Origin of the sequence: Prodigiosinella confusarubida (assembly GCF_002847015.1) — a bacterium.
In the GTDB taxonomy this organism is placed as follows: domain Bacteria; phylum Pseudomonadota; class Gammaproteobacteria; order Enterobacterales; family Enterobacteriaceae; genus Prodigiosinella; species Prodigiosinella aquatilis.
Genome location: NZ_CP025085.1, coordinates 553,547 through 565,664, shown reverse-complemented (window position 1 = coordinate 565,664; position 12,118 = coordinate 553,547). Strand labels below are relative to the sequence as shown.

The 12,118-nt window shown below is 46.8% G+C and carries 9 protein-coding genes and 2 pseudogenes; 3 read left to right on the top strand and 8 right to left on the bottom strand.

All coding sequences use genetic code 11. The features are described from left to right. Positions 1-58: 58 nt before the first annotated feature. The 3 genes and pseudogenes from CWC46_RS02595 to CWC46_RS02585 all read right to left on the bottom strand — a co-directional run. Positions 59-1,126: a methyltransferase gene (locus tag CWC46_RS02595; RefSeq protein ID WP_021013757.1), complete on the bottom strand. Its 1,068-nt coding sequence runs from the start codon at positions 1,124-1,126 to the stop codon at positions 59-61. 68 nt (positions 1,127-1,194) lie between these two features. Further along, on the bottom strand, positions 1,195-1,581 hold the full coding sequence (locus CWC46_RS02590; protein ID WP_021013758.1) for a hypothetical protein: 387 nt from the start codon (positions 1,579-1,581) through the stop codon (positions 1,195-1,197). 385 nt (positions 1,582-1,966) lie between these two features. Next, positions 1,967-2,128 (bottom strand): annotated as a pseudogene (locus CWC46_RS02585) (short-chain dehydrogenase/reductase); the annotation flags it as partial. Between CWC46_RS02585 and CWC46_RS02580 the strand changes: the two are divergent. Both CWC46_RS02580 and CWC46_RS02575 read left to right on the top strand, forming a co-directional pair. Continuing rightward, positions 2,110-2,496 (top strand): annotated as a pseudogene (locus CWC46_RS02580) (helix-turn-helix transcriptional regulator); the annotation flags it as partial. The pseudogenes CWC46_RS02585 and CWC46_RS02580 sit on opposite strands and share 19 nt — an antisense overlap. 190 nt (positions 2,497-2,686) lie before the next feature. Further along, positions 2,687-2,893, top strand: a complete 207-nt coding sequence (locus CWC46_RS02575) for a hypothetical protein (protein WP_021013759.1) — start codon at positions 2,687-2,689, stop codon at positions 2,891-2,893. A 265-nt stretch (positions 2,894-3,158) separates the two neighbouring features. Here the strand turns inward: CWC46_RS02575 and glmS are convergent, their stop codons facing one another. Beyond that, on the bottom strand, positions 3,159-4,994 hold the full coding sequence (gene glmS / locus CWC46_RS02570; protein ID WP_021013760.1) for a glutamine--fructose-6-phosphate transaminase (isomerizing): 1,836 nt from the start codon (positions 4,992-4,994) through the stop codon (positions 3,159-3,161). Positions 4,995-5,325: 331 nt separating this feature from the next. Further along, entirely contained in the window at positions 5,326-6,696 is a 1,371-nt protein-coding gene (gene glmU, locus CWC46_RS02565; RefSeq protein ID WP_021013761.1) for a bifunctional UDP-N-acetylglucosamine diphosphorylase/glucosamine-1-phosphate N-acetyltransferase GlmU, read from the bottom strand. Positions 6,697-7,055: 359 nt separating this feature from the next. Here glmU and CWC46_RS02560 point away from each other — a divergent pair, with 359 nt between their 5' ends. Next, entirely contained in the window at positions 7,056-9,269 is a 2,214-nt protein-coding gene (locus tag CWC46_RS02560) for a right-handed parallel beta-helix repeat-containing protein (protein WP_021013762.1), read from the top strand. A 117-nt stretch (positions 9,270-9,386) separates the two neighbouring features. Here the strand turns inward: CWC46_RS02560 and CWC46_RS02555 are convergent, their stop codons facing one another. From CWC46_RS02555 to atpG, 3 genes are read right to left on the bottom strand one after another with little or no spacing between them, the layout of a single operon-like run. Next, positions 9,387-9,800: a F0F1 ATP synthase subunit epsilon gene (locus CWC46_RS02555; protein ID WP_162300159.1), complete on the bottom strand. Its 414-nt coding sequence runs from the start codon at positions 9,798-9,800 to the stop codon at positions 9,387-9,389. A gap of 29 nt (positions 9,801-9,829) precedes the next feature. Then, positions 9,830-11,212, bottom strand: coding sequence for a F0F1 ATP synthase subunit beta (gene atpD, locus CWC46_RS02550; RefSeq protein ID WP_021013764.1), 1,383 nt, complete (start codon positions 11,210-11,212; stop codon positions 9,830-9,832). Positions 11,213-11,244: 32 nt separating this feature from the next. Then, positions 11,245-12,108 (bottom strand): F0F1 ATP synthase subunit gamma, encoded by an 864-nt coding sequence (gene atpG / locus CWC46_RS02545; RefSeq protein WP_021013765.1) that lies wholly within the window; start codon positions 12,106-12,108, stop codon positions 11,245-11,247. Between the last annotated feature and the right edge of the window lie 10 nt (positions 12,109-12,118).

Below are 12,118 nucleotides of genomic sequence, written 5' to 3'. Positions count from 1 at the left end.
TTCGGTATTCATTGCGTCAAAAATACCTATGGACACTGCTGATGTTTATCGACTTTACTCATTGCTTTTTACAAATAAGCAGTGAGTGGCCAATGCCAAGACCATCAACCTGTTTTTCTACGACAAATCCTGCTTCGGTCAACAAAGGCAGAAAACGTCTGGCCGCGTAGAAACGACTATTACCGTTAGCAATACACGTGAAATAAAGAGACGAGGCGTTAAGGCTGAACGCACCCGCTTCCCACGGTTGACAATCCCAAAAAATTTCCAGAATACAGACCCGTGCATCCGCTTTCATCGCCAGAGCTATTTTGCGCAAAATTGCCACGATCTGTTCCTCGCTGAAACAGTCGAGAAACTGGCTCATCCACCAAATATCAGCTTCGCCCGGCAGTTTGCAATCAGAAAGCATATCGACTGCAATACCGTTAATACGATCGGATTTACCTGCATCTGCAATATTTGCTACAGAAAGGGCTATTTGTTCTGGTAAATCGAGAATACTGATATGCACATCCTGATCATGGTCATAGCAGCACATTGCCCATTTACCTGTGTTCCCGCCCACATCATATAATTGTTTCGGCTTGTACATAAAAATGTGAAGCAAGGCCGCTTTAAAAGCCGCATCAGAATAGAAATGATCAAAGGCAAACCAGCTTTCTTTTACTTTCTGAGGCAGTTGGCTTAATGCCGGATAAATTGTCGGCCAATCACCAAAAATATTTAATCCAACTGGCTTATTTTGTGACAACGCTTCATCAAGATGAAACATTCCTTGATAACAAACGTCCTGGGTAAAATCCATATTCACCCGAGTCATACGATCATGAATAAGGTAATGTCCAACTTTTGCAAGGTAATAACGCTCATCCCGCAGAATAACCATACGCCCGCTAAGCCCTACATCCAGTAAAAGCTCCACCGCATAACGATTTAAAGAGGTGGCCGCGACGATATCATCAAGCAATACGCCGTCAGTACCTGCATCATCCAGGAAAGACAGAATTCCATAATTACGCAGATTAATCGCCGCCTGAAATAGCATTGGGGCAAAAGCAATACGCTGGGCTTCAGTAATAGCATCCAGAGCACGGGTATCATCTTTGTCATATCCGTAAGACACAAATTTTCCCTGTAAAACAATTAATTAATAATAAAAAATGCCGAATAATAGTTATCCGGCCAGAATAATTATTTAATTTGCTGTGAAGCCAGTTTTAATTGGATGTCACGATCCAGATTGTTTATCCAGCGGTTATATGTTTTGTGGATCATGCCATGCTGGGCTTTCAAATTCTGACTACCAACATAGTTGATAGAATACTGAGTTGGTGTATAGGTAATGCGGATATCAGCAACATGACCCCGGTCGTCAATATGACCATTAATGACACCAGGAGAAACTGGCGTCATCACCCACTTACGTTGCAGACCAGCCTGAAGAATGGCAACTCTGACTTGATCATTGGTGTAACTGCCGGCAACTGGTTTGTTTACATTGACCACAGGCGCAGTACGCGCACAGCCAGCCAACACAAACACACAGACCAAACCAGCTAAAAAATGCTGTTTTTTCATAAAATCCCTATCAATAAACTAACCCTTGAACTGTTCCATAATAGGGAACAGCGCCTCTGATGCAAAAACAGATGAATTGACGCATCATTTAATCTATTTTACATAAATTATCGATAAGTTGACAAAAACAATTAAAACCCAAAAGACAAACTCAAACTCACCGAACCAAAATCCGTTATACACCAGACGTCTTACCCCATATAAGTTCACACCATAAAAAAACCGTCCGGTAGTTACCCTATTTTCTGGGAACTATCGGACGGATGTTATATACCCAGCATCTTTCAAATTGCAGGTGCTTTTCCGCCTTCATGCATCATAATGATTAATAAATATGTTTTTATATATCAATAGGATAACCACTCAAAACAACTATAGGAAAAATTTACTTACCGTCAGTTGAACGCGTTAACTCTTCCCAAGCCTCGATTTCGGCTGCATAATCTTTCAGTTTATCTCGCACCAGGCCGAGAGCATCACTTCCCAATAGTAAATGTGTCGGTGGCGCATCACTATTAATTATTGCCAGCATGGCACGGGCAATTCGGCAAAATAGGCAAAGCGTTACGCCGTATTCATGCCACCTACTCAACTCCCCTTAGTCTGAGCCAACTGGCTGACGAAGCAGGAATGAGTGTGCCGACCTTTCATAGCCACTTTAAGGCTATAACTCGCACATCACCCATGCAGTACGTGAAATCGACACGTCTGCATCAGGCCCGACTGATGATGGTGCGACAAGGCGTCACAGCGGCAGTAGCAAGCCGATCTGTGGGTTATGAAAGTCCTTCACAGTTTAATCGCGAATTCAAACGCTTATTCGGGTTGCCCCCAGCCGAAGAGACAAAACGTATGCGGGAGAACTTTGCGGTACCACCTGCGCATTTTGCGTCAGAATTTGTCTCTTCTCATTAGCGGAGAGATCGAAATTTATTAGCATCGTCATGATGGCCCATCATACAAATAGGCAGCACATTGTCACATTAGACGTAAACGGACATACAGAGCCCCTCAGCTTTAAAACCCACTGACAGAACATGACGCTAGTACAGGCAAAATGCTCCTGTCATCCGATACAACGCAACAGTGGGGAGCCCGAGACAGGATGAAAATCTCAGAGACCATCACCGCCGTTTTTTTCCTTTTTATTTCCATCGGCGCTATGGCTGCCGTACCCACTTCTCATGCAATGGTAGGGGAATCAAGAAATCATAATGGGTTTAAATCGCATTTTAACATTGCCGACACCGCCGAAATGCCGGATGAGCGTCGCGATGACCCCTGGCATGGCTCACATCTTACTTCATCGTAATACTGTACTCGTCCCGTTTATGTAGCTAGACGTGATGAGATCTCTCAGAAAAGGGTATTTCGTGGCGTATTATCCACAGTTGATAATACGTTCCGTCTCCAAGATCTCTCCCTTGTCTAATCAGGGAAGCAATCACCGTCTCTGACAGTGACTATTTCGATTTAGGCATAAAAAAAACCCGGTATGCTTTTTGAACAGCATAACCGGATTTTTCAGTTAACAACTATGTTGTCATTCCACAAACCTGACTAGCTTATTACTACACTTACTCTACAGTGACAGATTTTGCCAAATTACGTGGCTGATCCACATCAGTGCCTTTAATCAATGCTACATGATAAGCCAGCAGTTGTAGTGGAACGGTATAGAAGATCGGCGCAATAACATCTTCAACATGAGGCAGTTTGATAAGCTTCATCATCTCGCTATCAGAAGTGAAACCAGCGGCTTCATCGGCAAATACATATAATTCACCGCCACGCGCCCGCACTTCTTCAATATTGGACTTCAACTTTTCCAACAGCTCGTTATTGGGAGCCACCACTACCACCGGCATATCAGCATCAATCAGCGCCAGCGGGCCATGTTTCAACTCGCCCGCTGCATAGGCTTCTGCATGGATATAAGAGATCTCTTTAAGCTTCAGCGCGCCTTCCATTGCAATCGGATACTGATCGCCACGCCCCAGGAACAAGGCATGATGCTTGTCAGAAAAACCCTCCGCCAGCGATTCGATCAGTTTGTCCTGCGACAACATCTGCTCTATACGTGCTGGCAATGCCTGCAAAGCATGAACAATATCGTGCTCGATTTTCGCATCCATACCGCGCAAATGGCCAATACGCGCCACCAGCATCAGCAGTACCGTCAGTTGCGTGGTGAAAGCTTTGGTTGATGCCACACCGATTTCCACACCGGCTTTGGTCATTAACGCCAGATCGGATTCACGCACCAGTGAAGAACCCGCAACATTACAAATCGCCAATGAACCGAGATAACCCAACTCTTTGGACATACGTAATGCCGCGAGGGTATCGGCTGTTTCACCAGACTGAGACAGTGTAATCATCAGGCTATTAGCGCGTACTGCCGGTTTGCGGTAACGGAATTCAGAAGCGATTTCCACATCACAAGGCACTCCCGCCAACGCTTCAAACCAGTAACGGGAAACCATACCGGAATTGTAAGACGTACCGCAGGCAATAATTTGAATATGCTGAACTTTCGCCAGCAGTTCATCCGCTTTTGGCCCTAATTCGGACAGATTGATCTCGCCGTGGCTGAAACGCCCTTCCAGGGTATTTTTAATAGCCATCGGTTGTTCGTAGATCTCTTTTTGCATGTAGTGACGGTAAGTTCCCTTGTCACCGGCATCGTATTGCACGCTGGATTCAATCTCTTCGCGTTTAACATCCTGACCTTGCTTATCGAAAATATGCACGGTGCGACGAGTAATTTCAGCCACGTCCCCCTCTTCCAGGAAGATAAAACGACGAGTCACCGGCAATAATGCCAGTTGGTCGGAGGCGATAAAGTTTTCCCCGACACCAAGACCAACCACTAACGGACTGCCTGAACGGGCGGCCACCATCACGCTGGGATCACGGCTATCCAACAACACCATTCCGTACGCACCACGCAACTGAGGAATAACACGCTTCACCACGTCTACCAGTGAACCCCCACTTTGCTGCTGTTCCCAGTGAACCAGATGCGCCACGACCTCAGTGTCGGTTTCTGAAGCAAACCGATAACCACGTTTAACCAGCAGTTCACGTAACGGTTCGTGATTTTCGATAATACCGTTATGCACTACGGTAATGTATCCAGAAACATGAGGATGGGCGTTATCTTCAGAAGGCTCACCATGTGTAGCCCAACGCGTATGAGCAATTCCGGTACCACCGTGCAACGGATGTTCATCGGCTGCTTGAGCCAGAATCTGTACCTTGCCCAAACGGCGTAAACGGGTCATATGACCATCATTGTCCACGACTGCCAGACCAGCCGAATCATAACCGCGGTATTCCAGACGACGTAGCCCTTCCAGCAGTATTTCTGCAATATCACGCTGCGCAACAGCGCCTACTATTCCACACATCTGTTGTATTCCTATAGAAGTGACATATTGTGTCACCAGAGATGTCTCTGACCTGATTATTCCGGTTTTTTCCGGGTTCCCCGAGCCTTGTAGAGTTGGGGGATTATTATGTTTTGTCCTGTGTTCTATCGATAAAACACAGAACAAAACCGTCTTTATATCAAAACGTTGTTTAGTTGGTTATTGCTGCCGTTTTAACGCCTGTCCTCAGCAAGTATGGGAATACATCAAAGATTGTCAGCGCTGCCAGAATGGATCCCCGACATCGCGGAGATGACAAAAGAGCAAACCGATAACAAAACCGATGAGGTATTCACAGCCATCGACTCGGTTATTTTCTCTTTACCGGACGCACCCAACCAGCAATATGTTGTTGCTTCACCCGACTGATAACCAGCTCATTCTCACCAACATTCCGGGTAATGGTGGTACCGGCACCTATCGTGGCACCTTTGGCTACGCTAACCGGCGCCACCAGTTGAGTATCAGAACCAACAAACACATCATCACCGATAATGGTTTTATGCTTATTTGCACCATCGTAATTGCAGGTAATGGTTCCGGCACCAATATTTACGCCAGCACCAATGTCAGCATCACCCAGATAGCTTAAGTGACCCGCTTTGGAGCCTTTCCCCAAACGGGCTTTCTTCAGCTCGACAAAGTTACCTACATGAGCACCTTCCGCCAGCTCGGCCCCTGGACGTAAACGGGCAAAAGGCCCAATAGTGCACTTCGCTTCAAGTACAGCATCTTCTACTACCGAGTATGGACTGATCTCACAATCGTCACCAATCACACTGTTTTTTATTACACAACCCGCGCCAATTTTGACTCGACTGCCCAACGTCACCTCACCTTCAAAAATGACATTGGTATCAATAGTGACATCACGACCGTGTTTCAACTCCCCTCGCAGATCAAAACGAGCAGGATCACGTAGCGTCACCCCGGCCAGCAACAGTTTTTTCGCCTGTTCCTGCTGATAGACACGCTCCAGCGTGGCGAGTTGCAAGCGGTTATTCACCCCTTCTACTTCACTCTGGCTATCGGGATGAACAGCCATAACACGATGGCCTTCCTGTACTGCCATGGCGATAATATCCGTGAGGTAATACTCGCCCTGCACGTTATCGTTGGTAAGTTGGCTCAACCAGCGTTTCAGATCCTGACCATTTGCTACCAGGATGCCGGTATTGATCTCGGATATTTGCCGCTGTTCCTCACTGGCATCTTTGTGTTCAATAATACCGACGACTTCGCCATTTTTACGCACGATGCGACCATAACCGGTAGGATCATTAACCTTCACCGTCAATAAACCAATCCCACCCAACGGTTTTGCCTGTAACAGCCGCTGTAATGTAGCCGGAGAAATCAGCGGCACATCACCATACAGCATCAGGATATCTTCATCGTCGGCAAACCAGGGTGCGGCCTGTTGCATAGCATGACCGGTGCCCAGCTGTTCAGCCTGTAATACCCAGTTCAACGATAAATCAGACAGCGCTTCCTTCAGTAGATCGCCACAGTGTCCATAAACCAGATGCATATTTCTGGCACCAATTTTCATTGCTGCATCAATAATATGCTGAACCATGGGTTTACCCGCCAGCGGGTGAAGTACTTTAGGAAGATCGGAATACATGCGGGTTCCCTTGCCAGCGGCAAGGATAACCACACTCATAGCACTGTTTGACATAGGCATCCTGACTAAAAACCAAGAGATGTCGCCATTATGGCGACAGACAAAAGTAAACCCGTTATCACGCTGGAATACTACATATTTTTCAGCGAAAAATACCTGTCCAACGGGATTCCAGGCGCTAAATTCAGATGAATGGAAGTGTACTCAAACTGGGGCTGTTTGGGTAAGTATGATGATACTCCCGCGTTAATTTTTATGCTCCCCGCCAAACTGCCTGTTTCATTTACGGATTAAGTCACGAAACGGAAACTTTTGGTAAAAAACCGCATCCACTTTGTGAGCCACACAAAAGAAACAGTGTTTCATTTTTTGTAATAATGCGCCGACCAATAACAAATAATGATGGGGAAAATATGAAATACGCTGTTTCCGGGCTCATTACTGTAGCCCTTAATTCATTTTTATTGATGGGGAGTACGCCTTCTTTTGCTGCTCCTCAGACAGCACCACTGGTCTGGCACAGCATCGCATTCGGGCAGTCCACTGATGTGAATTTCTCCTCCAACGTTTTACCTGAAAAAATCGGGGTTAATGACGTTACCATCAACGGCAAAAAACTTACTTCAACAGATAAAGCCGATTTATCCGCGCCAATTACCATTGAAAGTCGGGGTGGAAAAATAGCCAACACCCATGATGGATTAACGTTTTTCTATACTGAACTACCAGCCAATGTAAATTTCACGCTGCAATCTGACGTTACGGTTGATCAGTTTGGTCCTGAGACAAAGGCCAGACCAGCTGCACAGGAAGGTGCAGGGATACTAGTACGGGATATTTTAGGTGTGCCTCGGCAGAATCCACTGAAAGTGGGATATGAGGAGTTTCCGGCAGCCTCAAACATGGTGATGAATGCCATCATGACCCAGGATAAAAAGGCCAAAAATGCCAAAACTGAAGTAAAAATACAGGCTATTTCACGTAATGGCGTGATACAGCCGTGGGGTAATATTGGCGCTAAAATTAGCAAAAGTAGCTATCAGGAAAAAATTAATCTGGAACAAACCCCAACATTCCGCCTGAAACTGGAACGGACTGACGATGGCTTTATCACTTCTTATGCACCTAAAGACAGTGATCAATGGGTAACAAAAACCGTCAAAGGTGCTGATCTGGTCACCCAACAGGATAAAAAGCATTACTATGTCGGTTTCTTCGCCTCACGTAATGCAAAAGTCACCATTAATAATGCCAGCCTGACCACCAGTCCAGCGCATACAAAATTATCACCCGCCTTTAAAGCAGAAAGTTTCGCACCATTGTTGCAAGTGGCTTCTTCAACCCTTTCCGTTCACGACAACTATCTGGTCCAGGCCAGAGTGAACTACAACGGTACACTGGCCGTGTATCAGAATGGCAAGGAGCTTGGCAAAGCACACGCTATCAAAGCCGGTGAAATGTTCAGCCTGCCAGCGAAGCTGACAGCGCCGAAAACAGAGTTCAAACTGGTCTACACACCAGGTGAAGGTAAAGATAAATCATCACAGGAAGCGAGTTTCAGTGTAGAAAAAGTGACCTTTGCAGATGCCAAAAATTTGTATGTTTCTCCTGAGGGGAAATCAACCAACAATGGTAGCAAAAAAGCACCACTGGATATCACGACAGCCATCAGTGCATTACCTGCGGGCGGTACGTTGTGGTTAATGCCTGGGGATTACGCTGCGACCGAAATTCCGGTAACCGCCAGCGGTACCGCCAAAGCGCCAAAACATCTGATTGCAGTTGAAGGTAAGAGCGTTATCCATGGACTCAATCTCAACGCTAGCTACTGGATTGTAAAAGGTGTTGAAATTACTGAGAAAAGCTTCCGTATCGAAGGCAGTTACAACCGCATAGATCGCGTGGTGGCACACAATTGCGACGACACCGGAATTCAGGTTTCATCAACAGGAAAGGTGGGAAAACCTTTGTGGGCCAGCCATAACCTGATTTTGAATTCAGAATCCTACAGCAATCAGGATCCAGGTAAAATCAACGCGGATGGCTTTGCAGTAAAAATGCGCGTTGGTGAAGGTAATGTGATCCGTGGTGCCTTCTCTCATGACAATATTGATGATGGGTTTGACCTGTTCAACAAAATTGAGGATGGTCCGAACGGGGTTGTGGTGATCGAGAATTCTATTGCACTCAACAACACCAGCAACGGTTTCAAACTGGGAGGGGAAGGTCAGCCGGTTGCACATCAGATTAAAAACAGCATTGCCATTGGCAATCATCTGGATGGTTTTACCGACAACTTTAACCCAGGTGCGCTAGTTGTTGAGAATAACATTGCACTTGATAATCAACGCTTTAACTTTATCTTCCGCCCAAGCCCGTACTATGGTCCGGAAAAACAGGGAATATTTAAAAATAATGTATCCCTGCGCACGTCAGCGGGTAAATACGACGACGCCGTCGTTGGTCGTGTAGATGCCAGTAACTACTTCATCAAAGACAACCACTCGGTCAACAATAAAGGGAAAGAAATCACTACTGCCGCCTATAAATCCATTGTCGTACCACAAACATTCACGTGTGATGCAAAAGGCAATTTACAGCTGGGTGATTTTCTGAAGAAAAAATAACACACTCTCAAAGGATGCCCGACATTGGGCATCCTGCGGGAATAATCAAGCAATAATGGTGAACATAAAAAAGGCCAGTCGGTAAAAACCAACTGGCCTTTTTAACAACTGAAGCTGTTACATCGCTTTTCTGGTCAGCTCAATAACGCGCAGTTTGGCAATAGCTTTTGTCAGCTCGGCAGAGGCTTGAGCATAATCCACATCACCATGTGAATCACGGATATGTTCTTCCGCTTTACGTTTCGCTTCCAATGCCCGCGCTTCATCAAGATCCTTCCCACGAATGGCCGTATCAGACAAAACAGTGACCATATTCGGTTGCACCTCAAGGATACCTCCGGACAAGTAGATATACTCTTCACTGCCGTGCTGTTTAACAATACGCACCATACCGGGATTAATAGCCGTAAGCAGGGGAGCGTGACCAGGATAAATCCCCAGTTCACCTTCGCTACCGGTCACCTGGATTTTTTCTACCAGACCGGAGAACATTGCCTGTTCTGCACTAACGACATCCAGATGGTAAGTCATAGCAGCCATATCACCCTCCTCTCAGAACGTTACAGTTTCTTGGCTTTTTCCACTGCTTCTTCAATGGTGCCAACCATGTAGAACGCCTGCTCTGGCAGGTGGTCGTAGTCGCCAGCCATAATGCCTTTGAAACCACGAATGGTGTCTTTCAGCGATACGAACTTACCCGGAGAACCAGTGAAGACTTCAGCCACAAAGAACGGTTGAGACAGGAAGCGCTGGATTTTACGTGCGCGGGATACCACCAGCTTGTCATCTTCTGACAGCTCATCCATACCCAGAATCGCAATGATATCCTTCAGTTCCTGATAACGTTGCAGAATAGACTGCACGCCACGCGCTACATCATAGTGTTCCTGCCCAACAACCAGCGGATCCAACTGACGACTGGTTGAATCCAACGGATCAACGGCCGGGTAAATCCCCAGAGAGGCAATATTACGGCTCAGTACCACCGTTGCATCCAAGTGAGCAAAGGTGGTTGCTGGCGATGGGTCAGTCAAGTCATCCGCAGGGACGTAAACGGCCTGTACGGAGGTAATAGAACCCGTTCTGGTAGACGTGATACGTTCTTGCAGAACGCCCATTTCTTCCGCCAGAGTCGGCTGATAGCCTACCGCTGAAGGCATACGACCCAACAGTGCAGAAACTTCTGTACCGGCCAAGGTGTAACGATAGATGTTATCAATGAACAGCAGTACGTCACGACCTTCTTCACGGAACTTTTCAGCCATGGTCAGACCGGTCAATGCTACACGCAGGCGGTTACCCGGCGGCTCATTCATCTGGCCATACACAAGTGAAACTTTGTCGATAACATTGGACTCGGTCATTTCGTGGTAGAAATCGTTACCTTCACGGGTACGTTCGCCCACACCTGCAAACACAGAATAACCGGAGTGCTCGATCGCGATGTTACGGATCAACTCCATCATGTTTACAGTTTTACCAACACCCGCACCACCGAACAGACCCACTTTACCGCCCTTGGCGAACGGACAGATCAGATCCATAACCTTGATACCGGTTTCCAGCAGATCTTGTGAGTTAGCTAATTCTTCATAACTTGGTGCAGGACGGTGAATAGCCCAACGCTCTTCTTCACCGATATCGCCTTTCATGTCGACGGGCTCGCCCAGTACGTTCATGATACGGCCAAGAGTCGATTTACCTACCGGTACTTCGATCGGGTGCTCCAGGTCGGTCACAACCAAACCACGGCGTAGACCGTCGGAAGAACCCATTGCAATACAACGAATAACGCCGCCGCCTAACTGTTGCTGTACTTCCAGCACCAGCTTGGAGGAACCGTTTTCTACCTCAAGCGCATTGTACACTTTTGGTACCGCGTCTTGGGGGAACTCGACGTCCACCACGGCGCCGATTACCTGGATAATCTTTCCAGTAGCCATCTTGAATCCTCTACGTAATTCGTAAACCTAGCTTAAACCGCGGAGGCTCCCCCGACGATCTCGGTGAGTTCCTGAGTGATGCTGGCCTGACGAGCCTTGTTGTACACCAACTGCAGCTCTTTGATCAGGCTGCCGCCATTATCGGTTGCGGCCTTCATCGCTACCATTCGCGCGGCCTGCTCACTGGCCAGATTTTCTACGACACCCTGATAAACCTGAGATTCCACATAACGACGCAACAGGGTATCCAGCAGCGACTTAGGATCGGGTTCATACAAATAATCCCAGGATTTCTTTTTCAGTTCGCCATCCTCTGCAGGTGGCAGCGGCAGCAACTGAACAACTTGTGGAACCTGAGACATGGTATTGATGAATTTGTTACCCACGATATACAGTTTGTCCAGACGACCTTCGTCGTAGGCTTGCAGCATAACTTTTACCGGACCGATCAATTCAGACAGGGTAGGGTTATCTCCCATACCGGTAACCTGAGCAACAATGTTTCCACCTACTGAACCAAAGAAAGACATACCTTTAGAGCCAATCAGCGCCAAATCACTCTCAACGCCTTTATCACTCCATGCTTTCATTTCAGCCAGCAGTTTTTTGAACAAATTAATATTCAAACCACCACACAAGCCACGGTCAGTAGACACCACCAGATACCCAACATGCTTTACTTCACGTTCTTCCAGGTACGGGTGCTTGTATTCCAAATTTCCCAACGCAAGGTGACCGATCACTTTGCGTATAGTTTCTGCATAAGGACGGCTGGCCGCCATACGATCCTGCGATTTACGCATTTTGGAAGCAGCAACCATTTCCATCGCTTTAGTGATCTTCTGCGTATTTTGGACGCTTCCGATCTTACTACGTATCTCTTTTGCGCCGGCCATTTTAGCTTCT

Coding starts and splice junctions, on each gene's coding strand:
- atpG (WP_021013765.1), bottom strand. CDS start 12,108: ATGGCCGGCGCAAAAGAGATACGTAGTAAGATCGGAAGCGTCCAAAAT.
- CWC46_RS02590 (WP_021013758.1), bottom strand. CDS start 1,581: ATGAAAAAACAGCATTTTTTAGCTGGTTTGGTCTGTGTGTTTGTGTTG.
- atpD (WP_021013764.1), bottom strand. CDS start 11,212: ATGGCTACTGGAAAGATTATCCAGGTAATCGGCGCCGTGGTGGACGTC.
- CWC46_RS02575 (WP_021013759.1), top strand. CDS start 2,687: ATGAAAATCTCAGAGACCATCACCGCCGTTTTTTTCCTTTTTATTTCC.
- CWC46_RS02560 (WP_021013762.1), top strand. CDS start 7,056: ATGAAATACGCTGTTTCCGGGCTCATTACTGTAGCCCTTAATTCATTT.
- glmU (WP_021013761.1), bottom strand. CDS start 6,696: ATGTCAAACAGTGCTATGAGTGTGGTTATCCTTGCCGCTGGCAAGGGA.
- glmS (WP_021013760.1), bottom strand. CDS start 4,994: ATGTGTGGAATAGTAGGCGCTGTTGCGCAGCGTGATATTGCAGAAATA.
- CWC46_RS02555 (WP_162300159.1), bottom strand. CDS start 9,800: ATGACTTACCATCTGGATGTCGTTAGTGCAGAACAGGCAATGTTCTCC.